Raw genomic sequence first — 23,582 nt, forward strand, 5'->3', positions numbered from 1 at the left:
ATGATTTGATTATTATTATAGTACCAAATTCAGGGAAAGGGAAAGAGAGGGGAGTGTGAGCCTTTTGCCTATAAAAAAACAAGCTGACTCTGCGAGAGAATCAGCTTGTTTGTGTTTGGATAAAATTATGCGTTTGATCCAGCAGCTTGCAGCTTCGCTTTTTCTTCCGCTTCTACATAACGGTTGCGAGGGTGCTCACGGCATTCATCGGAGCAAGAACGCTTGAATTTTGTCTCACATTCTGTGCAGCAGAAGTGCTGTTTGTTGCAGAATGGGTTGGCGCAGTTGAGATAACGGTCTTCCACAGTACCGCAGTAATGGCAACGGCCAATTACAACGTCTTCTTCTGTATGGTTGATCGGTATGGAGATGCGCTCGTCAAACACGTAGCATTTTCCATCCCACAGGCGCCCTTGGACTTCTGGATCTTTTCCATACGTGACGATCCCGCCCTCAAGATGGTAAACATTTTCAAAACCTTGTTGCAGCAATACACCTGTCAGCTTTTCGCAACGAATACCGCCTGTGCAGTAGGTGAGGACTTTTTTATCCTTGAACTGGCTCATGTTATCACGAATCCACTCAGGGAACTCACGGGATGAATCCACTTCAGGGCGAATCGCACCACGGAAATGTCCCAAATCGTATTCGTAGTAGTTGCGACCGTCGAGGATCACGACGTCTTCTTCCTGCATCATTTCGTGCCATTCTTTTGGGTTCAGATAGGTGCCGACTAGTTGATTCGGATCAACATCTTCCTCCAAACGCCAGGTTACGAGCTCTTGTTTCGGGCGCACAAACATTTTTTTGAATGCATGTTCTTCCGACTCATCTATTTTAAACCACATATCATTAAAACGTGGATCTTTTCGCACATATTCCATGTAGGCGTCGGTTTGCTCAATCGTTCCGGATACGGTTCCATTAATTCCTTCCGGAGCTACGATAATCCGCCCTTTCAGCCCGTTATCCTTGCAAAATTGCAAGTGCTCGGCTGCATACTCCTCATAATTTTCAATAGGAGTATACTTGTAATACAACAAAATGCGATATGGTTTTTGTACTTGCAAGGTACAATTCCACCTTTCTTTTTCAATTGTGATTTTAGATGCAACGGTGATTATATCACATTCCATTGTTATAAGCGCTGAAAAAGAAAGGGATTTGTGAGGTTTTTATGAAAATCCGTGCTTCTTGCTGGAAGTGGACGCATCCTGTACACTATGAATGGTATTCAGCTGACAGGCTATAGAGGAGAGACATTACATGAACATGACAAATGAGCGCCTGGTTACACAGGTGAAAATTAAAAAGCTCCACCAAGACGCCGTGATCCCAGCGTACGCGAGAGCAATGGACGCGGGCTTTGATCTGGTCGCGGTAGAGGATACATTGATTGCCCCTGGCCAATCTGCAAAGGTTCCAACTGGCTTGGCATTCGCGCTTCCAGAAGGATTTGAATTGCAAGTGCGTCCTCGCTCCGGGATCAGTGCAAAAACAAAGCTGCGCTTGTCCAATGCACCTGGGACTGTTGATGCAGGCTATCGCGGTGAAGTGTGTGTCCTGATGGATAACATTCGGATCGCATCCGGAAAAAGTGGCCAGGTATGTCTGGGCGCTAGCGAAAACGAAGTAACCGTTGATCAAGAAGTCGATGCACATAGCTACTTGATCAAAAAAGGGGACCGGATTGCACAGGGCGTCATTGCAATCGTTCCAGTCGCACAGTTCGAGGTAGTTGATGAGCTGGATGAGACTGAAAGAGGAGCGGGCGGCTTCGGCAGCAGCGGTATCAAGAGCTAGTTCTATCGAGTAAAAATACAAGACCCCTGATCATCAGCCGTGTAAATGGACTTGAGCTGATACGTCAGGGGTCATTGTTTTGATCAAATCCTCATCCTTTGGCGGATAAAAACTGGTCAATTCTCGAAAGATCGTCAGCTGTCAGCGAACGTCCATCTGCTTTGACGAATACGCATGGTCCATAGACCCAGTCTAAAAAACCGTCTGATGTGATGGGGAAATTGTTCGCTTGTACTCCGCGGGCATCTTCATTCACAACGAGAGAGATTCCCTCCAGATGGTCATCTTCCACTACCTCATAGTCACCATTCACCAGTTCCTGTAGTTCATCCGTCCCAGCGATTTCTCGAACAACTGCATTTTCATGCGGAAGCTTTACGTATACCGTAGTCAAGCACAATCACTCCTTCTGACATCCATCATAACGTATCACCAATGAATTGTGCGATAGGGGAGCGGATGCCTGTTGGCGTGTTGGTTATCCTAATGGTTGAGAATTGAAGGAACGTCCGTATTGATACTTTCAGCCTGAGGGGACATGCTGATGATATTCGTGACCGGAAAACTGTATTGGCCAGAAACATTGCCAGCACCACCCCTATATCCCTCTCTGACAGAGGATGTGAAGTGTGATGTCCTGATCATTGGTGGTGGAGAGGCAGGAGCACTCGCTTCCTATTATTTGAAGCAGCATGATATGGACGTCATCCTCGTGGATAAACGGCGTGTGAGTGGAGGCAGTAGCAGCGCTAACACGGGTTTGCTGCAAATATGCAACGATAAAACATTGACAGCCTGTGTCCATTCGTTCGGTGAGCAAAAAGGAGTTCGTTTTTACGAACTGACGCGGCAGGCAGTTGATGAATTGGAAAAAATCTCTGGGCAGCTAGACCAATCTCCAGATTACATAAGGCGTGACAGCTTGTATTTTGCCAGTGAACCAGCTGATGCGGAGAGCTTGCGGATAGAGTACCAGTTATTGAAGAAGTACGACTTTCCTGTCACGTATTTGGAGCGACCGGATATAGAGAAGCGATTCTCCTTTTCGAAGGCAGGGGCTATTTATTCCAAGGGTGATGCGGAGCTCAATCCGTACAAATTTGCCAACGGTGTGATCGCCCACTCTGTGAAAAAAGGGATGCGCGTATACGAAAACACGGAAGTCGTGCATCAAAAAGTGCAGGACGAAGGGCTTCTGGTTTATACCAAAAGCGGGCACACAATCAAGTGCAGGCGTGCCGTGTTTGCCACTGGCTACGAAGCACAAACCATGAAGCGCAATGCCAACGCTGTGATTGCCAGCTCGTTTTCCATCGTGACCAATCAAGTCGAAGCGCTTACGGGTTGGCCGCATGCATGTTTAATCTGGGAAACAGCCCGTCCGTATTTGTATATCCGTACTTGTTCGGAAGGGAGAATCATTGTCGGAGGACTCGATGAGCCTTTGAACGCCTTGCAAAAGAGCGATGCTTCCAGTTTGAAGAAGCGGGATCAATTGCTCGCAAAGATTCAAGAGTTATTTCCACAGATTCCAATGCGAGCCGAATATTATTGGGGTGCGACTTTTGTTGAAACCCATGACGGACTCCCGTTGTTTGGGGAGCAGGAGGGCTATCCACACTGCTTGTTCACACTAGGCTACGGAGGGAATGGAACCGTCTATTCGACCATCGGCGCGCAAATCATCAGTGATCTGATTACAAAAGGAAGTCATTCGGACGCCGATCTTTTTGCTTTTGACCGGATGAAATATGCTAGTGTCACAGTCTGATCGAAAAAGCTTTCCCATTCAACGGGAAGGCTTATTTTTTTGAAAATGTCAGAACGGGTGGGCCCAAATTTGCTGGATGGGCAAGTATCATTTGAACGTGGCCTACCTGCCTAGCATAGGGTAGATGGAAATATCGTTGACAGGAATGAAAAGGCAGGTATAATCTTCAATAACAGAGTATTCCGAGTAAAATACTATAGATTAAAAGAGGAGTGAAGGTGATCTGTATGAAAACCACGAAAGGCAAGGTCCAGACGATCCTGCAACGCGTAGGAATCGTTGCTATGGCGGCTGCTATGGCTGGATGCTCGGCTGCCGCACCAGCAGAAACAGGTAATGGAGCGGCGGGCAGCAACTCTACGGTAGAGCTGCTCAATGTTTCCTACGATCCGACGCGAGAGTTTTACCAAGATATCAACAAGGAGTTTGCCTCAGAGTGGCAAAAAAAGACAGGTCAAACAGTGACGATCAAGCAATCACATGGCGGGTCAGGCAAGCAATCCCGCTCCGTCATTGATGGTTTGGAAGCAGATGTAGTCACCTTAGCCCTCGCCTATGATATTGACGCGATTTCCGAACGCGGTCTGATTCCTGCTGATTGGCAAAAGAAGCTCTCGGACAACAGCTCGCCATACACCTCCACGATTGTGTTTCTCGTGCGCAAAGGCAATCCGAAGCAAATCAAAGATTGGGATGATTTGATCAAGCCTGGTATTTCCGTGATCACACCGAACCCGAAAACGTCTGGGGGAGCCAGATGGAATTACTTGGCTGCTTGGGGTTATGCCTTGAAGACAAATGGGGGAGATGAAGCGAAGGCACAAGAATTCGTGGCACAATTGTTTAAAAATGTACCCGTCCTCGACTCTGGGGCACGTGGTTCGACCACTACTTTTGTCGAGCGTGGCATTGGGGATGTGCTGATTGCATGGGAAAACGAAGCGTATCTCGCGGTCAATGAACTAGGGAAAGACAAGTTTGAGATTGTGAATCCGTCCGTGAGCATTTTGGCTGAACCGCCTGTCACCATCGTTGACAAATACGCTGACAAGCACAAGACAAGAGAAGTAGCAGAAGCATACCTCCAGTTCCTATATACCAAAAAAGGCCAAGAACTCGCAGCCAAGCACTATTACCGTCCACGTTCACAGGAAGTACTCAAAGCACATACACCCGCATTCCCTGACATCCAATTGTTTACCATCGATGAGTTGTTTGGTGGCTGGACGAAAGCACAAAAGACTCATTTTGCAGATCAAGGCGTCTTCGATCAGCTTTATAAACCATAGACTTACACTTTCCTCAGAGGAGTTACCTTCATGAGAAAATCATTCCGCAACAGAGGGTTTTTGCCAGGATTTGGCATGACCATGGGCTATACCATCATCTACCTGAGTCTGCTGGTACTGATCCCTCTGTCTGTCTTGTTTTTAAAAGCTTCGACGATGAGTTGGGAGCAATTCATAGGTACGATTATGGATACGAGGGTCCTTGCCTCCATTCGTGTGAGTATTATGACTTCTTTTTTCGCGGCTTGTCTCAATGCAGTGTTCGGTGTCTTGGTGGCATGGGTGTTGGTACGCTATCAGTTTGCGGGGAAGCGGCTCATTGACGGTATAGTAGATCTGCCATTTGCTTTACCTACCGCTGTAGGCGGGATTGCTTTGACTTCTATTTACGCTGAAAATGGCTGGATCGGACAGTACCTGGCGGAGTGGGGGATCAAGGTAGCGTACACCCCCATCGGTATATGGGTTGCACTAACATTCATCGGTCTTCCTTTTGTCGTCAGAACCGTCCAGCCTGTGTTACAGGATTGGGATTTGCAAATGGAGGAAGCGGCGGCTACGTTGGGCGCTACTCGATGGAATACATTTTGGCGGGTAGTCTTGCCTCATCTGTTACCGGCGATCATTACGGGTTTTGCGCTCGCCTTTGCCAGAGCACTGGGAGAGTATGGCTCCGTCGTGTTCATCTCCGGGAACATGCCCTTGAAAACAGAGATTGTGCCTCTCTTGATTATGACCAAGCTGGAACAGTTTGACTATGCAGGCGCTACGGCAATTGCAACGGTCATGCTAGTGATTTCCTTTATCATGCTTTTGATCATCAACTACTTGCAATGGAAAATCAATAAATTCGATGCGGACCGTTAGGAGGTATCACGTATGAAGCATTTGACGGAGCCAGCCTATATCCGATGGACACTGATTACCGTGGCCTTGCTCTTCCTCAGCTTGTTTTTGATCCTGCCGCTAGTAGCCGTATTTACAGAAGCATTTCGGCAAGGAGCGGAGGTATTCGTGGCCTCCATTACAGAGGAGGAAACGTTATCCGCTGTCAAGCTTACCTTGCTTGTCGCAGCCATTAGCGTACCGCTGAATGTGACGTTTGGAATCGCTGCTGCATGGGCAATAGCCAAGTTTTCGTTCCCGGGTAAAAATGTGTTGCTTACGTTGATAGACTTGCCATTTGCCGTGTCTCCAGTTATTGCGGGCCTTATCTTTGTCCTCCTGTTTGGGAGTCAGGGTGTGGCGGCTCCCTTGCTTGAGGCGTGGGATTTCAAAATCATTTTCGCGGTACCAGGGATCGCGCTCGCGACGACCTTTGTTACCTTCCCGTTCGTCGCGCGTGAACTGATTCCGGTCATGGAAGCGCAGGGAAGAGACGAAGAGGAAGCAGCAGTCTCGCTCGGAGCCAGCGGCTGGAAAACATTTTTACGCGTCACGCTGCCAAACGTAAAATGGGGACTCCTGTACGGGGTCATTTTGTGCAATGCCCGCGCCATGGGTGAATTCGGAGCAGTATCCGTCGTTTCCGGTCATATCCGTGGCATGACCAATACGCTCCCGTTGCATGTGGAGATTCTCTACAACGAATATCAATTCGCTGCTGCCTTTGCGGTAGCCACCTTGCTTGCTGCCTTAGCCCTGGTGACGCTTATTCTGAAAAGCTTGATCGAGTGGAAAACCGAGCGGCAGGCAAAGCTGGATGAGGAACAACACTACGACGTGACAGGAGAGAGAGCCGGATGAGTATCGAGGTAGTGAACATTACGAAGTCATATAAAAGCTTTACGGCGCTGAAAAATGTGAATCTGCATATCCCGGAAGGCGAACTCGTAGCGCTTCTCGGGCCTTCCGGATCGGGAAAGACGACCCTTTTGCGTCTCATCGCTGGACTGGAGCAACCGCAGGAGGGGAGCATTCTCTTTCACGGAGAGGATAATACGAACCGCGACGTGCGCGAGCGGCAGGTTGGGTTTGTTTTTCAGCATTACGCCTTGTTTCGGCATATGAACATCTTTGATAACATTGCGTTTGGATTGTCAGTGCGATCCCGCAAAACACGACCGAGCAAGGAAGAAATCAGTGAAAAGGTTCATTCGCTGTTAAAGCTCGTTCAGCTAGAAGGTCTCGCGCATCGCTATCCCTCACAGCTATCTGGCGGGCAGCGCCAGCGTGTTGCATTGGCGAGGGCGTTGGCAGTGGAACCCAAATTTTTGCTGCTGGATGAACCGTTTGGCGCTTTGGATACGAAAGTGAGACAGGAGCTGCGTCGCTGGCTCCGTCATCTGCACGGAAAGCTCGGGCTGACGATTCTGTTCGTCACGCACGATCAGGAGGAAGCGATGGAATTGGCGGATCAGGTAGTTGTGATGAATGAAGGGCGAGTGGAACAGGTAGGATCGCCCGAAGAAATTTATCATCATCCGGCGAATCCGTTCGTGTACAGCTTTCTGGGGCGGGTCAATCTGTTTCACGGACGAATCCAAAATGGCAAAATCAAGCTGGGAGAGGCAGAGTTCGAGACAGATTGGAAGGATAAAGCAGTGGAGGCTCCCGCTGTCGGATACATGCGGCCACATGATGTAGAGATTTCGTTGCGTCCACCTGAGGGGAAGTCTGCCAGATCTGTTCAGGCCGAGATTAACCATATTTCGCTCTTGGGTCCGATCGTTCGCCTTGATCTGAAACGTTTGGACACGGATGAGGTATTTGAGGCAGAGATGAGCAGGCAACGTTTTATGGAGTTGAACGTAGAAGAGGAGAGCGTTGTGTATGTGACGTTGCACAATGTATCGATCTATGTGGATTCACAGCCTTTACAGACGCATCGCCCTGCCCTCGTACCGTTGCAGGCAAGTGTTTGATCCAATTGATTGTAAATAAACCGGTCTGCATTTGCCGCAGGCCGGTTTTTGATGGAGGCACTCTCTACTCGCCACTTTGCTTGGAGCGTGTCTGTTCTTTGCTAATTGTGTTCGATCTACGGGTTTGCGAAGGGTTTTCTTTCTTTCCCATCTCATTTTTGACACCATTGTGCTTGGACATTTTTCTGCCTCCTTCCCATTGGAATTGCCATGGTAGTTTTCCCTGTGAAAATGAATTTCATGAATCAAGTGTTTTTTGCAGTGCGCGAAATCGTTTACCTTTTGCATAATGAGGTCATCTCTGGTAAGATAAGTGTTTGAACGATTCAAAAAAGGCAGGTATTGCGACGATGATAAGCACTCAGAACGTGACGCTGCGCTACGGTAAGCGCGCACTGTTTGAAGATGTATCCATTAAGTTTACCCCAGGTAACTGTTACGGCCTCATCGGTGCGAACGGTGCAGGGAAGTCTACCTTCGTGAAGATCCTCTCCGGAGAGATCGATCCGACGAGCGGTCACGTTTCGGTGACACCGGGCGAGCGTATCGCTGTATTAAAGCAGAACCACTTTGAATTCGACGAGTACGAAGTGTTAAAAACGGTAATTATGGGCCACAAGCGCCTGTTCGAGATCATGGAAGAGAAGACCGCTCTTTACATGAAAGAAGATTTCTCTGAGGAAGACGGCAATCGCGCGTCCCAATTGGAGGGAGAATTCGAAGAGCTGAACGGCTGGATGGCCGAAGCAGATGCAGCTAGCTTGCTAATCGGCCTCGGTATCCCGACAGACTTGCACGACAAGCAGATGAAGGACCTCTCTAGTACGGAGAAGGTACGTGTTCTGTTGGCGCAAGCCCTGTTCGGTAATCCACACATCCTTCTCTTGGATGAGCCGACGAACCACTTGGACATCGAGTCGATTCGTTGGTTGGAAAACTTCCTGGCGGATTATGAAAACACCGTCATCGTTGTATCCCATGACCGTCACTTCCTGAACAAGGTGTGTACGCACATTGCGGATATTGACTTTGGCAAAATCCAAATGTACGTGGGTAACTACGACTTCTGGTACGAATCCAGCCAATTGGCGCTGAAAATGGTTCGTGATCAGAATAAGAAGAAAGAAGAAAAAATGAAGGAACTGCAAGAGTTTATTGCGCGTTTCTCTGCGAATGCTTCCAAGTCCAAGCAGGCAACTTCGCGTAAAAAGCTGTTGGAGAAAATTACGTTGGATGACATTCGTCCTTCCAGTCGTAAGTATCCGTTCATCAACTTCAAGCCAGAGCGTGAAGCGGGTAAAAACCTCGTAGCCATCGAAGGCTTGAGCATGACGATTGAAGGCGAAAAACTGTTTGAAAACCTTCACCTCACCATCAACAAAGGGGACAAAGTTGCGTTTGTCGGACCAAATGAGCTGGCGAAAACAACCTTCTTCCAAATTTTGATGGGTGAAGTTCAGCCTGATAGCGGTTCTTTCGAATGGGGCGTTACGACTTCCCAAGCGTACTTCCCAAAAGACAATGCGGATTACTTTAGCTCCGATTTGAGCCTGGTTGACTGGCTGCGCCAATACTCCAAAGATCAAGACGAGACATTCATTCGTGGATTCCTCGGTCGCATGCTGTTCTCTGGAGATGAAGCGCTGAAAAAGTCAAACGTATTGTCCGGGGGAGAAAAAGTTCGTTGCATGCTGTCCAAGATGATGCTGGCGAGTGCCAACGTATTGATCATGGACGAACCGACGAACCACTTGGATTTGGAATCTATTACTGCATTGAACAACGGCATGATTGAGTTCGACGGTACACTTCTGTTCGTATCTCATGACCACCAGTTCGTTCAAACCATTGCGAACCGGGTCATTGAGTTCACGCCGAAGGGTGTCATTGATAAAATGATCACGTATGACGAGTACCTAGAGAGCGATGAAATCAAACGCCTGCGTGACGAGCATTACGCGTAAGCTGCCTACGCACATATAAAAAGCCCTTGGCCTTCGCACAAATCGTGCTGAAGTCAGGGGCTTTTTCTCATGTTACGGGGTCTTCCACGAACTCGATTTTGCTAAGGAATGCTTCCTTGCTCGAGAAAATAACGCGCTCTTTTCGCGGGGAAGTAAAGAACACCACGATATACTGGTCATCTATGTATTCTACCGTGCCTCGTTTCTTTGGTCGCTGTATCGTCTTCACGGGTTTATTCAACCATTCGTTCATCTGTTGTCCTCCTACCTAGCTTTCTCATTCATTATACCAAGATTAATGACGATGCCCAATGACATGTGCAGTTATGGCGATGCGCAGCAGCATTTGATCGTGCCCGTTTTCCGCATTCAATCCGGTACACTCACGTATGAGCTGGATGCGGTATTTGATTGTGTTTTTATGGACATACAAACGACGCGCGGCTTCTGAATAATTACCATCCACTTGCAAGAACACTTGCAAGGTTTGCAAAAGCTGTCCGTTCTTTTCTCGATCATAAGTTTGGATTTTGCCCAGACATTCTTCTGCAAACGTTTGGGCTTCTGTCGCTGGATCGTCTGCGTACATGATTCGCTCGAGTCCTAAGTCATGGTAGCTTTTGACGCGAAGAGAAGAGGCGTTGGCTGGGCTTGCAGAATGTAAAGCGGTTCGCAAGCTGATCAGCGCTTCCCGATAACTACGAGCGATGCCTTCTCGCACAGGATGATATCGCCCAATTCCTGCAAAGACGGGCTGCTCCAGTTGCTTGGAGATCGTCTTCAAGCGCTGTTCCTGCAGCCATTGCGAGAGCGATTCAGTGGGGGCATGAATAGTCATAGGCACGAGCAAGAGGACACGATTTTCCTGATCCAAACCATACAGAATCGCTTCATTTGTGGAAAGAAAGCTGTGTAAGACGTTCAGAAGATGATGGTTTTCTTGCCAAAGTTCCATGCCGGTTTTGTCATGGGGGGAGGTGCTTAGGAGCATCGCGATATAGTGATCGGACAACTCCCAGCCGACTTCATCAGCCTTTCGTATGAGCATTTCATGTGAGACGATCTGGCCACTGATGAGTTGTTGCAAGAAATCATTGCGAAAACGCTGGAATGTTTCCTGGATGGCTCGTTGTCGCTGCATTTCGAGTGACAAGAGGGCAGCACTTTGCTCGATAGCGACTTTTTCCCACGCGTATAGATCACGCTCCACTTGTCCAATGATGATGGTTCCCTGCACGATTTGGTCGTGGAGAAGCCACCGGACATGGATGCCCTCTTTTTGTCTGCTAAGAGGCTCTTGCGTCAGTCGGATCGGGGCGCGTTGACTATATAGCTTGTCCAATGAATCATCGTGTGGGAATAAACCATGCGAGGAATCCCATTTCCATTTATGCTGGGGAACATGGATGGAGACTGGAGCATCAAGGATATCGGACAGTAAATCTGTCAAAGTAGAAATCGGAGCTCCTCCCGTTAAATAGTGATGAAACCGTTCATAAATGGCATGGGTTCTGTCCAGCTCACTGCGCTGTTTGTCATTGATGTATTGAACGACTGGTACGATGACATCCGACCAAGTTTTATTCATCGGAAAGGACAGGATGGGAAATGCCTTCTTCGTGGCGTGGGAGAGAACGGCTTCAGGAAGGTCCTCGATGTATCGACCTAATTTGATGGCAAGCCCGGGGGTGCCGATGGCGACTAGCTCATCGATGAGCGTAATCAGCCGTTTCGTACATGTTTTTTGTTGAGAGAGAAATGGAAAGCCTGTCGTCAGAACGAATTCACCAGCACGCAGCCACCTGTGGCCATCGGGAGAATCAAAGGAAGTAACATTCAACAGTTCATTTTCTAACGAGTCCGCGCCTGCAAGCACTGACGATTCATCAAAGCCACCAACTTGTATGAGCTCACGGACAGTAATCATTACGCTCACCATGCCTTCTTCATCTTTTAGCTACTCGCACAAAAGCCTGTTCGGTTTTCTAGCCATGTGAACAAAGGAGATGTTTGAATTTTTCGATAATACTAATGTACATGTCCAGGATGTGTACAGGCAATGGGACAAATCGAGCAAACTGGGGGGAGTCGTATGAAAGTGAGAGATTGGCTAGGGGTACTGCCGTTCATTGGGATGCTGGGAGGAATTCCGTTTGTGAATCGGGTTGAGCCTTTCGTATTAGGCATGCCGTTTGTCCTATTTTGGATCGTTCTCTGGGTTGTCTTAACTTCTGTCATCATGGCATTCCTCAATAAAATCGACCCTGCTACGAAGGAGGACGGCCAATGAATATTGCCTTGATCATTATTTTTGCCTTTTTATTGCTGTCCTTCTACTCCGGTATTCGTGCACAGCGAGGGAAAGACATGAATATGGAACAATGGACCGTTGGCGGCAGAGGATTCGGTTCGATCTTTATTTTCTTGCTGGTAGCAGGCGAGATTTATACGACATTCACCTTTTTGGGGGGCAGTGGTTGGGCGTACTCCAAAGGGGCACCTTCTTATTACGTTCTCTCTTACATTTCGCTCGCCTATGTCATTTCCTACTGGCTCTTGCCGCCAATTTGGCGGTATGCGAAAGAGCACAAGCTCGTCTCCCAATCCGATTTTTTTGTGAGTAAATACAAGAGTCCGATACTCGGCATTTTGGTTGCTGCGGTCGGAGTCATTGCGATTATTCCGTATCTCGTCCTCCAATTCAAAGGCTTGGGCATCATCGTATCGGAAGCATCCTATGGCTCGATTTCGCCTGCTGCTGCGATATGGATCGGGGTCATTGCTGTGACCATTTACGTCATGATCTCAGGAATTCACGGTTCTGCTTGGACGGCTGCGATCAAGGACATCATGATTTTCTTTGTCGTCGTTTTCCTCGGGCTTTACCTTCCGTTTCATTATTACGGGGGCATTCAGCCAATGTTTGAAGCCGTACAAGCCTCCAATCCTGGTTTCTTGACGTTCCCTGAGGAGGGATTAAGCATTTCCTGGTACATTTCAACGGTGCTGGTCACGGTGTTCGGATTTTACATGTGGCCGCATACGTTCGGCTCTGTGTTCTCAGCGAAAAATGCAAATGTGTTCCGCAAAAATACGATCATGCTGCCGCTCTATACCTTGATGCTTTTGTTTGTGTTCTTTGTCGGATTTACGGCGATCCTGCAAGTGCCCGGTTTAAAAGGGGCCGATGGTGATTTGTCCTTGCTCCGTCTGTCCTTGCAAACATTCGATCCGTGGGTAGTCGGGATCATTGGAGCAGCAGGCTTGCTAACTGCGCTCGTACCAGGCTCGATGCTATTGATGACAGGGGCGACGCTCTTGGCGAAAAACGTGTACAAAGTTATGGCTCCGCACACATCTGACGCACAAATCGCCCGGATTGCCAAATGGTTAGTGCCTGTCATCTCATTGATCTCGCTGTATTTTTCACTGAGTGGGGGAGATACGCTCGTAACGCTGTTATTAATGGGTTACAGCTTGGTCACACAGTTATTCCCGGCATTGCTTTTCAGTCTTCCTGCCAAGCCATGGGTGAATAAATACGGTGCGTTTGCCGGGATTTTATGTGGGGTGTCAACTGTTGCGTATGTGACGATTTTCCAAGTGACGATTACGACCATGTTTCCGAATTGGCCAGCCGTTGTCAAAGACTTGAACATTGGTGTCGTGGCATTGCTAGTCAATCTCGTCGTGATGTTTACTGTGACGCTTGTGACGAAGAATCTTTTTGCTCTCAATCGTCATGGAGCAAACACAGAAGGGACACCAACTCTTTAATACTAATTTCCTAAAGGAGGCAGTGATATGGTGGATACTGTTTTTCTCAATGGACAGGTGATCACGGTAGATCATGAGAATCGGGTGGCAGAGGCAGTGGCAGTCAGAGGGAATCGCATTCTTGCTGTCGGGTCTAATGAAGATGTGAAGCAGTTGATTCAATCACATACAAACGTCATTGATTTGCAAGGGAAGAGTCTATTGCCTGGCTTCATTGATGCCCACCTCCATATTACGATTTACGGTACAAACAAGCTGGGGGTCGATTGCAAAGCGAGAGGGATCAGGTCGATTGATGATCTGCTCACTGCACTGAAAGAACAAGCGAAAAAAACACCAGCAGGAGAATGGGTGAGGGCATGTGGTTTTGATGAAAATCTCATGGTCGAGCAACGCTATCCGACACTCGCCGAGCTGGATGACGTGACGACAGCGCATCCTGTTTTTATCATGAGGACGTGCGCTCATCATTCTGTCGTAAACAGGAGAGCGCTTGCCAAAGCGGGTTATGACAGAGATACAGCCGATCCTCAGGGTGGACGTATTGATCGTGATGCAGATGGTGAGCTAACCGGATTCCTCATCGAAACAGCACATATGAACATGTTTGAAAAAGCTGCTTTTACAGAAGTAGAGTATATCGAAGGCCTGCGACTGGCTTCGGAAGACTTTGTTGCTGCGGGCATTACGAGTGTCCACGATGCGGGAGGATACGGTCCAGAGAACTATCGGGCGATGCAAAAAGCGGTACAGGAAGGTGACGTGAAAGTTCGCATCTACGCAATGGTTTGTGCGCTGAATCAATCCGATGATTTTGTCCGAAAGATGATCGATGCCGGGATGGTAACGGGTACGGGGAATGCTCGCTTCCGTATCGGACCCGCGAAAGTTTTTGCTGATGGAGCAAGCATTGCGCCCACGATGGCCATGCGTGAACCATTCACGAGCCGACCAGATGATTACGGAATTCTCTACTATGAACAGGACGAGTTGAATACCATTTTGGGAGAGGCACATGCAAGAGGTTTTCAAATTACCGCTCATGCCCAGGGAGATCGAGCGATTGACATGCTGCTGACATGCTTTGAAACGGCACTAGAAGCACATCCGCGCGAGAATCACCGACATCGGATTGAACATGCGGGTGTATCTGCGCCTGATCTGTTGGCGAGAATGGCTCGGTTAGGCGTCGTACCTATCCCGAATCCTGCTTTTATCTACGATTACGGCGATTCATATGTGAACAACATCGGAGAGCGTGTCGGGCATATGTTTCCGGCGAGGGATCAGCTCGACGCGGGGATCATTATGGCTGGAGCGTCGGATAGTCCTGTGACTGATTTCAACCCGCTGATTGGGATTCATGCTGCTGTTAATCGGTTGAGTAAAACAGGTCAGGATGTGGGGATCAATCAAAGGATCAGCATCATGGAGGCGATTCGCATGTTTACTTGGAACGGAGCGTACGCCAGTTTTGAGGATGGGATCAAAGGGAGTATTGAAGTCGGGAAGCTGGCTGATCTCGTGGTGCTAGACGGCGATATTTTGGCAACGCGGGCAGATCGTATGAAAGAACTGCGCGTAAACAAAACGATGATAGATGGGGAGTTCGTCTATCAACGCCAAGATGAGGAGGTTCTACAAGCATGAACGTGAAAGCGAGAAAGCTGACGATCAATGAAGAACGACTGCAAAAACGAATCGAGCAATTGGCGCAAATCGGGAAAATAGGCGAAACGGGCGTATGTCGACTCGCTTTGTCTGCCGAAGACCGGGCAGGCGTAGAGCTGGTGCGTAGCTGGATGGAAGAAGCCGGTCTTCAGACGCGGATCGATGACTTCGGCAATTTGATTGGTCGGATGACGGGGAAGGATGATCAAGCCCCGATCTTGATGGTTGGCTCGCATATCGATTCGCAGCCGTACGGTGGCCAGTACGATGGTGTGATCGGGGTATTGGGTGGACTAGAGGTCGTCCAGACGTTGAATGAACAAGGGGTCATGCCTGCACAGTCGATTGAAGTCGTTGCGTTTTGTGACGAAGAAGGATGCCGGTTTCAAAAAGGACTGTTTGGTTCCAAAGGCATTCTCGGCATGCTGGACCCGACGGACTTGGAGCGGACGGACAAAAACGGGATCACACGCAGGCAGGCACTGTTTGATTTTGGATGCGACCCTGATCGCCTAGAAGCGTCTATTTATCCAAAAGGCAGCATCGGTGCTTATCTGGAGCTGCATATTGAGCAGGGGCCGATTCTCGATGATGCGAGAGAAGCGATTGGAATCGTGTCGGCGATATCAGGGCCTTTGTGGTGGATGGTCGAGCTGACTGGCTTTGCCGGACACGCTGGTTCCGTACCGATGCCGATGAGGAAGGATGCACTAGTCGGAGCGGCAAAAGTAATTTTGGCAGTGAACGAGCTGGCAAAGCTCGATCCACAAGCGCCAACAGTCGGTACAGTTGGTCACTTGGAGGTTTTCCCGGATTCGCGTAACATCATTCCCGAGCGGGTGCGTTTTTCGATTGATTTGCGGGATATCGATTTGAAGCGCCGCGATGAGCGCGAACAAGCGTTGCGCGAGGCGATTGAGTTAGCCGCTGTAGAAGGTGGATTGCAATATACCATTACGGAAGATACGAATAGTGATCCGCGGTACTGTGCCGACTGGATTAAGGCAATCATGCACGAAGAGAGCAGCAAGCTCGGTGCCTCTGTGCGCGAGCTGATGAGTGGCCCTTTCCATGATGCTTTGGCGCTCTCCTACGTTTGTGATTACGGGATGATTTTTGTACGCTGCAAGGACGGAATCAGTCATAATCCGCAAGAATACGCAGCCTATGAAGACGTGGCACTGGGAACAGAGCTGCTCTACAGAACCGTATTGCGGATGAGTACCAACCAATAAGAGCGAGAGTCGCCTGTCTAAGTGGATAGGCGACTTTTTTCATACAGTCATTGACGAGACTTTACAGACTGTTTTTGATATATTTTAGTCTGAGAGGTTCTTATCACGTTTGAGGAAGGAAGAATGGCATGAAAATGCGTGTTTCCGCTGTGCAGTATCATCTGCATACCATACATAGCTTTGAAGACTTCGCCAATCAAGTTGAGCACTACGTGAAAAACGCGCAAGAGTACGACACAGAATTCCTCCTTTTCCCGGAGCTGTTTACGACTCAACTCATGTCGATTGGGGACGAGCAGGGAAATGCCCTGCCGATTACGGCATTGCCCTCATTCACGGACCGATATGTCGAGCTGTTTCGTTCCCTCGCTGCCAAATATGAGATGCATCTGATTGGTGGAACGCACATCATCGAGGAAAACGGCAAGCTTTACAATACGGCTTTTCTGTTTTACCCGGATGGACGTGTAGGTCAGCAGAAAAAAATCCATATCACGCCATGGGAAGTAAAAGGTTGGAATATGGGAGCTGGCGACTCGCTACAAATCTTTGAGACCGACAAAGGGAAGGTCGCGATGATTATTTGCTACGACATCGAGTTCCCTGAGTGGGTGCGCATCGCCAAAGCGCGGGGTGCAGACGTCATTTTCTGCCCATCCTGCACGGATGATCGCCATGCGTTCCACCGCGTACGTTATACCAGTCATGCCCGGACGATTGAAAACCAGGTGTATGTCGTACTGACTGGTACTGTAGGCTCGCTGCCGACCGTTGATTTTATGCGAGCGAACTTTGGACAAGCGGCAATCTTGACGCCAAACGATGTTCCGTTCCCTCCGCGAGGCATTCTTGCTGAAGGGGAGATCAACCACGACATGATGGTAACCGCTGACCTGGATATCCAATTGCTATATGACGTGCGGGAAAAAGGCTCCGTCACAACGTGGCGCGACCGCCGCACCGATTTATATACAGACTGGAAGTGAGCAATCCATCGTGATTTGGACAGCAGGAGGATGAATATGTACAGAAAAGAGCTGTATGTATTTGAAGGGAACAAGCCACACAAAGCCGTTATACGTAACTACAATCGCGCAGACTTCTTCGAGTTGATCCAAATACAGGCGGAGAGCTTTCCCCCGCCGTTTCCGTCTGAGCTATGGTGGAACCAGGAGCAACTGACGAACCATATTACGTTGTTCCCGGAAGGTGCCATTTGTGTGGAAGTGGACGGCGTTTTAGCAGGTTCGATGACAGGACTGCTCGTGAAGTTTGATCCGGCTCACCCTGAGCATAAGTGGGAGGATGTCACGGATAGCGGTTATATCCGTAATCACGATCCCGAGGGGGACACGCTGTACATCGTAGACATTTGCATTCGTCCGAGCTTCCGCAAGCTGGGATTGGGCCAACAGATGATGCAAGCGATGTATGAGCTGGTGGTACAAAAAGGACTGCGCAGATTGCTCGGCGGAGGTCGCATGCCAGGATATGGTCGTTATGCAGACCAATGGACACCTGAGCAGTATTTGGAGCGTGTTCTGACAGGGGAAGTAAGAGACCCGGTGATTACATTTCTCATGCGCTGTGGTCGCACGCCTGTTCAAGTCGTGGCGAATTATTTGGAAGATGAGGAATCTCGCAACTACGCGACACTCATGGAATGGAAAAATCCATTCCAGCAGCATCGGTAGGGTATTTATCTGACATAATCGATCGAGAGGGGATTTGACTGATGGAATTCGTACGTATTCAACATATCGACAATCTGCTGTTTGCGAAGATGCACCGTTTGATGCAAGAGGTTTTCCCGCCTGAGGAAGTATTGGAGTACGATCTGTGGAAAGAACCGCTAGAAGATCCGGGCATTCGTGTATTTGTAGCTGTACACGAAGGAGAAGTTGTGGGCGCTACCGAATACCGTTATTACACGGACATGAACGTAGCCATGACAGACTTCACGATTATTGGTAGAGAAGGACTCGGAGTGGGACGATTCCTCGCCAGAGAGCGTCAAAAGGACCTGCTCGCTCTGGCTACTGAAAACGGCAAGGAGCTGTACGGGATGTTTGCAGAAATCTACGACCCGTACCGTGTGGAAGAACACAACTTTGGCGGAATCAAGCCAATGGACCCATTTGTGCGCCGTGAAGTACTCTCTCATTTGGGCTACAAACGTACAAACTTTACGTACGTACATCCGTCCTGGCAAAATGACGGCGAAGCAGTATCCGGACTCGATCTGGGCTTCATGCCGACAAACGAAGAGCAAACGACCCTCGAAGCAGATCTGATCGTCACGTTCTTGAAGCGTTATTACGCTGTGCTTCCACAAAAGCCGCAGGCATGGCTCGACATGGTGAAAGACTTGGAGAGCAAAGAATCAGTGGAGCTGCTTCCTATCTAATCGCAAGACAACAAGAACCACTCTCCTGTGGAGCTATGTTCACGGCTCCATGGGAGTTTTTCGTAGTAGGCTAGTCAGATTATTACGAAAAATACAAGCCATATGAAGAGGGATTCAAAATGAAAATCATCACCCTATGCGGGTCTACAAAATTCAAAAAGGAATTTGAGCAGGCGAATACGTATTTGACGCTCCAAGGAAACATCGTGATGAGTGTAGCCTTTTTCGAACAGAGCGAGGGCTTTGCGATATCACAAGAGCAAGCTGATCTACTCACAGACATTCACTTTCGAAAAATCGATTTGTCCGACGAGATTTTTGTCATCGATGTAGAGGGCTATATCGGAAGTAGTACAAGCAAGGAAATTGCGTATGCAAAAGAACAAGGAAAGCCCGTTCATTATTACTCCAAGAGTGGGATCAACGATAAAGTGATTGCCGCATTCTTTCTCTAACCAGAAAAAACAGAGGTGAAACAGGTGAAAGCTCAAAATCTAGCATCGATCTTCCTTTACATAGCCGTCATCTTTCACTTGCTGGGCATGAGTGGCTGGACTTCTGCAAAGCTGGAACAACCAATTGAACTCGCCATCCTCGCGCTAATGCTCCTGGCCATTTTCCTATTACGGAAAAAGAAACGAAAAAAGCGTCGGGCAAGAAGGCCTGCACCGGAAGTAGCAGTCATGCTTGAGCATGCCGAGGAAGGGGAGCCAGGCAAATGATTCACGACATCCACATGCAGGCGATTCTGGACGCTTCTCACGACGGGATCATTGCGGTCGATCGGGATTCCATTATTATCGGGGTCAATAAAAACGCGATGGAAATACTCGGTCTGCCAGGCAATATCGTTGGACAAAAAATTACCCGATATATTCCCAATTCAGATATGTTGAGAATTTTGGCAACGGGAAAAAAAGAGATAGGGGACATCGCGACGATCCTGAATCGACAAATTATCATCAACCGTTTGCCGATTGTCATAGAGGGTGAAATCGTTGGTGCGGTGTCCACTTTTAAAGAGATCACCGACATTCAAAAAATGGAGATGCGCATTCGCAAGCAGAGCATGGAGAGCGGCTTGGAAGCTAAATTCCGCCTGGAGGATATCGTTGGAGAATCTTCTGCGATCTGTGAAGCGAAGGAATGGGCGGAAACTTTTGCACGGACAGATGCGACGGTTCTCATCCAGGGGGAGAGTGGGACCGGCAAGGAGTTGTTTGCCCAAGGGATTCATTTGAGCAGCCAGCGTGCAACCGGGCCGTTCATCCCGGTTAACTGTGCGGCTCTCCCCGGCAATTTATTGGAGAGCGAATTGTTTGGATACGAGGAGGGCGCTTTTACAGGCGCGCGAAAAGGCGGAAAGCCCGGGCTATTTGAATTGGCCCACGGAGGCACTCTGTTTCTCGATGAAATCGGAGAGATGTCGATCCCGATCCAAGCGTTACTCTTGCGTATTTTACAGGAGAAAAAAGTCCGCAGAATCAGCGGGGAGCGCATCGTCCCTGTCGATGTGAGAATTATCGCGGCAACGAATCGGGATTTGGAACGACTAGTGGAGGAAAAGCAGTTTCGCTCAGATCTGTACTTCCGCTTGAATGTGTTGACGTTAGAGTTACCTGCTTTGCGAGAGCGAATTGAAGATATCCCTCTATTGGTGGCATCGATCATTGGAGAAATCAAGGAACGGGAAAATAAAAGGCATCTGAAAGTCGAAGAGGCCGTTTTCCGCGTTCTCAAACAATACGACTGGCCAGGCAATGTACGAGAGCTGCGCAATGTGGTGGAAAGAATGGTCTTGCTCTGTAAGAATGACGCTCTAGGCAAGGAGGACACTGCTTTTTTTGCGAAGAAGCTGTATCAGCGACAATCTTACCGAGATCAAGAAGAGCGAGAAGCGGAAGTCATCCGAAAGGTTTTGGCGGAAACGAAGGGAAACAAGGGAGAGGCGGCGAAAATTTTGGGAATGGATCGGTCCACACTGTGGAGAAAAATGAAGCGCTACGAAAGGTTATAGAAATTGATGCAACTGCAACATCAGCGATGCATGTTTGCAACAGAGATACTCCATTAATTGCTTAATTTACAGAAAATTAAAAACATATTCATTTGGCATGGTAGTTGCTTATTTATGGAGGACACAGCACATACGACTTTTACGAAGAGGCGAGGGGAGAGCATGACACCACAACCGATTATTCGTGTAGAAAATGTCTCGTTTGCCTATCAGGTTAACCAAGATCAACAAATTCCTGTCCTGCAGAATGTCTCCCTAGAAGTGTTTCCAGGAGAGTATGTCGCCATCATCGGTCATAATGGGTCCGGTAAGTCAACGCTGTCTAAGCATCTCAATGGAATTTTGACTCCAAACGATGGCGATGTCATCGTTAACGGAATCAACACGCGTGAAAAACAGCGAATTCATGAAGTGAGGAGCCGTGTCGGGATGGTTTTTCAGCATCCGGACAATCAGATTGTCGCGACGATTGTAGAGGACGATGTGGCCTTCGGATTGGAGAACATAGGGACATCTGCAGAAGAGATGAAAACACGAGTGGATTTTGCCCTAGAGGCAGTAGGAATGAGTGCCTTTCGCCATCGGCCGCCTCATCATTTGTCTGGCGGACAAAAGCAGCGGATCGCCATTGCGGGGATATTGGCGATGAAGCCACAATGCCTCGTCATGGACGAAGCGACGAGTATGCTGGACAGCTACGGTAGACAGGATGTACTGGCAGTCGTTCGCAAGCTGCATCGCGAAGGAATGACGATTGTCACAGTGACCCATCACATGTCAGAGGTAGCAGAAGCAGATCGTGTCATCGTGATGGAGGGCGGCAAGATCGTATTGGAGGGTACTCCGCGTGAAGTATTTTCCCATGAGGAAAGACTTCGCGAGCTGCATCTGGATGTTCCAGACGCGAGTCGAATTGCTCATCTCGTTCACTCCGAATATAACGAATTTACACCAGATCTCATCCACAATGAGGAAGTTGTCGCGGAGGTTAATCGTCTATACGTCAGACAAGCGGAGGCGAGTGGTTCATGACGCAACCGATCGTAAACGTGGAAAATCTATCTCATGTCTACATGCAGGGAACACCTCTCGAACATCGGGCTCTCGACCAGGTAACCATCCAGGTGGCAGAGGGCGAATGCCTGGCCATTATCGGTCATACAGGATCGGGAAAATCGACGCTAATCCAGCATTTTAACGGACTGATTCGCCCGCAGTCCGGTACGGTCATCATCAATGGAATGGACGTATCTTCACCCAAGATTGATATTCGTACGTTGCGCAGACAAGTAGGGCTCGTTTTTCAAAACCCGGAGGATCAACTGTTCGAAAAACTAGTCGGTGATGATGTAGCTTACGGCCCTTTTCGGATGGGGCTGCCTTTAGAGGAAGTGCGGCGACGCGTTCAGTGGGCGATGGACTTGGTCGGCCTTTCGTTTCAGGAGATGAAAGACCGTCCGACTTTTGCCTTAAGTGGCGGACAGAAGCGCAAGGTGGCATTGGCTGGCGTCCTTTCCTTGCAACCCAAGGTTCTCGTGCTTGACGAGCCAACAGCAGGGTTGGACCCACGCTCTCGTCTTGAGCTGTTGGAACGCATCCGCCGTCTCAATCGGGAAGAAAAGCTAACGGTTATTTTCGTCTCACACAATATGGAGGAGGTCGCCAAGCTTGCTGATCGTGTTTGCGTCATGGCAAACGGCAAATCAGTCTGCGATGGGACACCACGACAAATTTTTGGCAATCAGGAATTGTTGCGGCAGCATCATATCGGCACACCGGAATCGGTTGATATTTTATACAGACTCCGCGAGCAGGGCTACAGCATCGACCCTAGCGCTTTTTTACCTGAAGAGACAGCGATGGAAATTTTGAAACTGATGAATCGCTAAGGAGGGGGTCCACATGTCAGCAGAATTTGAATTGACGCGTAATATTACCATCGGTCAATATTTACCCACTGCTTCGGTCGTTCATCGTCTCGATCCTCGTTTCAAGCTTGGTGCTTTCGTCATCCTCATCTTAGCGATTGCCATCTGCGATACATACGTGGGTAACCTGTTTGCTTTAGCTATTTGTATCGGGATGTTTCAAATCTCGAAAATCCCCCTTCATTACGGGATATCCGGGATTAAGCCTGCTATTCCCTTTATCATTATTTTGGCGATCATGCAGTTGCTTTTTTACGGGGAGGTTGTCAATGGCGGAACCGTTTATTTGAAATACGGCTTCATCACGATCACGAGTGAGAGTGTACGCCTCGTCATTGTGTCTGCCATGCGCTTTGTAGAAGTGATTTTCTTATCGAGTGTCCTCACGCTCAGTACTTCTACGACGGAACTCACGCACGGAATGGAGCGACTGCTGGGGCCTTTGGAAAAAGTAAAGTTTCCGGTTCATGCGTTTGCATTGATCATCACGATTGCTGTGCGTTTTGTACCTACCTTCGCGATGGAAATGGAAAAAATGATGAAAGCACAAGCATCCCGTGGTGCAGATTTCGGTACAGGAGAATGGTGGCGGATCATCCAGAGAACAAAAGACATGTTTCCCATCATCATCCCGTTGTTTAATGTGGCGCTCTCCAGAGCAGAAGATTTGATCTTAGCAATGGAAGCCAGATGCTACACACCAGGTGCTGCACGGACCAGATACACCCAATACAAGGCGGTAGGCAAAGATTACGTCGCGCTAATCGTAAGCATAGTCATTTCTGCCGTCATGCTCGCCATACCTTGGTAAGGGAGACTAGCGGGAATTCGCCCGAGTAGGGCATTCCACATAAAA

24 protein-coding genes are annotated in these 23,582 nt (G+C 48.7%); 20 read left to right on the top strand and 4 right to left on the bottom strand.

The window, feature by feature from the left end:
• Window positions 1-125 precede the first annotated feature (125 nt).
• Entirely contained in the window at window positions 126-1,070 is a 945-nt protein-coding gene (gene trhO / locus ACFVS2_RS02560; protein ID WP_173617865.1) for an oxygen-dependent tRNA uridine(34) hydroxylase TrhO, read from the bottom strand.
• 196 nt (window positions 1,071-1,266) lie between these two features.
• On the opposite strand from trhO, the gene dut reads away from it, so the two are divergent.
• Window positions 1,267-1,803: a dUTP diphosphatase gene (gene dut / locus ACFVS2_RS02565; protein ID WP_390230523.1), complete on the top strand. Its 537-nt coding sequence runs from the start codon at window positions 1,267-1,269 to the stop codon at window positions 1,801-1,803.
• A gap of 91 nt (window positions 1,804-1,894) precedes the next feature.
• Here dut and ACFVS2_RS02570 read toward each other — a convergent pair whose 3' ends face one another.
• Window positions 1,895-2,197, bottom strand: coding sequence for a DUF3846 domain-containing protein (locus ACFVS2_RS02570; protein WP_390230526.1), 303 nt, complete (start codon window positions 2,195-2,197; stop codon window positions 1,895-1,897).
• A gap of 150 nt (window positions 2,198-2,347) precedes the next feature.
• Here ACFVS2_RS02570 and ACFVS2_RS02575 point away from each other — a divergent pair, with 150 nt between their 5' ends.
• The 6 genes from ACFVS2_RS02575 (at window position 2,348) to ACFVS2_RS02600 (ending at window position 9,691) form a co-directional block, all read left to right on the top strand.
• Window positions 2,348-3,574: an NAD(P)/FAD-dependent oxidoreductase gene (locus ACFVS2_RS02575; protein ID WP_390230529.1), complete on the top strand. Its 1,227-nt coding sequence runs from the start codon at window positions 2,348-2,350 to the stop codon at window positions 3,572-3,574.
• A gap of 296 nt (window positions 3,575-3,870) precedes the next feature.
• A complete protein-coding gene (locus ACFVS2_RS02580; RefSeq protein WP_390232371.1) occupies window positions 3,871-4,863 on the top strand; it encodes a sulfate ABC transporter substrate-binding protein in 993 nt (330 codons plus the stop codon).
• A 30-nt stretch (window positions 4,864-4,893) separates the two neighbouring features.
• Window positions 4,894-5,730 (top strand): sulfate ABC transporter permease subunit CysT, encoded by an 837-nt coding sequence (gene cysT / locus ACFVS2_RS02585; RefSeq protein ID WP_390230532.1) that lies wholly within the window; start codon window positions 4,894-4,896, stop codon window positions 5,728-5,730.
• A 12-nt stretch (window positions 5,731-5,742) separates the two neighbouring features.
• Window positions 5,743-6,609 carry a sulfate ABC transporter permease subunit CysW gene (cysW, locus tag ACFVS2_RS02590; protein ID WP_390230535.1) on the top strand — a complete coding sequence of 289 codons (867 nt, stop codon included), beginning with the start codon at window positions 5,743-5,745 and terminating at the stop codon, window positions 6,607-6,609.
• A complete protein-coding gene (locus ACFVS2_RS02595) occupies window positions 6,606-7,727 on the top strand; it encodes a sulfate/molybdate ABC transporter ATP-binding protein (protein ID WP_390230538.1) in 1,122 nt (373 codons plus the stop codon). Before cysW ends, ACFVS2_RS02595 begins: the two co-directional genes overlap by 4 nt.
• Window positions 7,728-8,077: 350 nt before the next feature.
• A complete protein-coding gene (locus tag ACFVS2_RS02600) occupies window positions 8,078-9,691 on the top strand; it encodes an ABC-F family ATP-binding cassette domain-containing protein (protein WP_390230541.1) in 1,614 nt (537 codons plus the stop codon).
• A 67-nt stretch (window positions 9,692-9,758) separates the two neighbouring features.
• On the opposite strand, the gene ACFVS2_RS02605 is transcribed toward ACFVS2_RS02600, so the two are convergent.
• Window positions 9,759-9,944, bottom strand: a complete 186-nt coding sequence (locus ACFVS2_RS02605) for a hypothetical protein (protein WP_173617856.1) — start codon at window positions 9,942-9,944, stop codon at window positions 9,759-9,761.
• A gap of 42 nt (window positions 9,945-9,986) precedes the next feature.
• The gene (locus tag ACFVS2_RS02610; RefSeq protein WP_390230544.1) at window positions 9,987-11,630 is read right to left on the bottom strand and encodes a PucR family transcriptional regulator; all 1,644 of its coding nucleotides are present in this window, start codon (window positions 11,628-11,630) and stop codon (window positions 9,987-9,989) included.
• A gap of 153 nt (window positions 11,631-11,783) precedes the next feature.
• On the opposite strand from ACFVS2_RS02610, the gene ACFVS2_RS02615 reads away from it, so the two are divergent.
• The 13 genes from ACFVS2_RS02615 to ACFVS2_RS02675 all read left to right on the top strand — a co-directional run bounded on the left by ACFVS2_RS02615 (window position 11,784) and on the right by ACFVS2_RS02675 (window position 23,537).
• The gene (locus ACFVS2_RS02615) at window positions 11,784-11,981 is read left to right on the top strand and encodes a DUF3311 domain-containing protein (protein ID WP_390230547.1); all 198 of its coding nucleotides are present in this window, start codon (window positions 11,784-11,786) and stop codon (window positions 11,979-11,981) included.
• Window positions 11,978-13,468, top strand: a complete 1,491-nt coding sequence (locus ACFVS2_RS02620; RefSeq protein WP_390230549.1) for a sodium:solute symporter family protein — start codon at window positions 11,978-11,980, stop codon at window positions 13,466-13,468. The genes ACFVS2_RS02615 and ACFVS2_RS02620 overlap by 4 nt, the downstream gene beginning before the upstream one ends.
• A 27-nt stretch (window positions 13,469-13,495) precedes the next feature.
• Window positions 13,496-15,118 (top strand): amidohydrolase, encoded by a 1,623-nt coding sequence (locus tag ACFVS2_RS02625; protein WP_390230552.1) that lies wholly within the window; start codon window positions 13,496-13,498, stop codon window positions 15,116-15,118.
• Entirely contained in the window at window positions 15,115-16,374 is a 1,260-nt protein-coding gene (locus tag ACFVS2_RS02630) for a M20 family metallo-hydrolase (protein WP_390230555.1), read from the top strand. Before ACFVS2_RS02625 ends, ACFVS2_RS02630 begins: the two co-directional genes overlap by 4 nt.
• Before the next feature lie 128 nt (window positions 16,375-16,502).
• Window positions 16,503-17,360 (top strand): carbon-nitrogen hydrolase family protein, encoded by an 858-nt coding sequence (locus ACFVS2_RS02635; RefSeq protein ID WP_012686242.1) that lies wholly within the window; start codon window positions 16,503-16,505, stop codon window positions 17,358-17,360.
• 36 nt (window positions 17,361-17,396) lie between these two features.
• Window positions 17,397-18,068, top strand: coding sequence for a GNAT family N-acetyltransferase (locus tag ACFVS2_RS02640; protein WP_390230558.1), 672 nt, complete (start codon window positions 17,397-17,399; stop codon window positions 18,066-18,068).
• Window positions 18,069-18,109: 41 nt separating this feature from the next.
• Window positions 18,110-18,781, top strand: a complete 672-nt coding sequence (locus ACFVS2_RS02645; protein WP_390230561.1) for a GNAT family N-acetyltransferase — start codon at window positions 18,110-18,112, stop codon at window positions 18,779-18,781.
• Between the two features lie 119 nt (window positions 18,782-18,900).
• Window positions 18,901-19,236 (top strand): DUF4406 domain-containing protein, encoded by a 336-nt coding sequence (locus ACFVS2_RS02650; RefSeq protein WP_390230564.1) that lies wholly within the window; start codon window positions 18,901-18,903, stop codon window positions 19,234-19,236.
• Window positions 19,237-19,260: 24 nt separating this feature from the next.
• The gene (locus ACFVS2_RS02655; protein ID WP_390230567.1) at window positions 19,261-19,503 is read left to right on the top strand and encodes a hypothetical protein; all 243 of its coding nucleotides are present in this window, start codon (window positions 19,261-19,263) and stop codon (window positions 19,501-19,503) included.
• On the top strand, window positions 19,500-20,798 hold the full coding sequence (locus ACFVS2_RS02660; protein ID WP_390230570.1) for a sigma-54 interaction domain-containing protein: 1,299 nt from the start codon (window positions 19,500-19,502) through the stop codon (window positions 20,796-20,798). The genes ACFVS2_RS02655 and ACFVS2_RS02660 overlap by 4 nt, the downstream gene beginning before the upstream one ends.
• 162 nt (window positions 20,799-20,960) lie before the next feature.
• Window positions 20,961-21,830 (top strand): energy-coupling factor transporter ATPase, encoded by an 870-nt coding sequence (locus tag ACFVS2_RS02665; RefSeq protein ID WP_390230573.1) that lies wholly within the window; start codon window positions 20,961-20,963, stop codon window positions 21,828-21,830.
• On the top strand, window positions 21,827-22,687 hold the full coding sequence (locus tag ACFVS2_RS02670) for an energy-coupling factor transporter ATPase (RefSeq protein ID WP_390230576.1): 861 nt from the start codon (window positions 21,827-21,829) through the stop codon (window positions 22,685-22,687). Before ACFVS2_RS02665 ends, ACFVS2_RS02670 begins: the two co-directional genes overlap by 4 nt.
• Before the next feature lie 13 nt (window positions 22,688-22,700).
• Entirely contained in the window at window positions 22,701-23,537 is an 837-nt protein-coding gene (locus tag ACFVS2_RS02675; protein ID WP_173617846.1) for an energy-coupling factor transporter transmembrane component T family protein, read from the top strand.
• Window positions 23,538-23,582 lie beyond the last annotated feature (45 nt).

Source organism: Brevibacillus sp. NPDC058079, assembly GCF_042885155.1.
In the GTDB taxonomy this organism is placed as follows: domain Bacteria; phylum Bacillota; class Bacilli; order Brevibacillales; family Brevibacillaceae; genus Brevibacillus.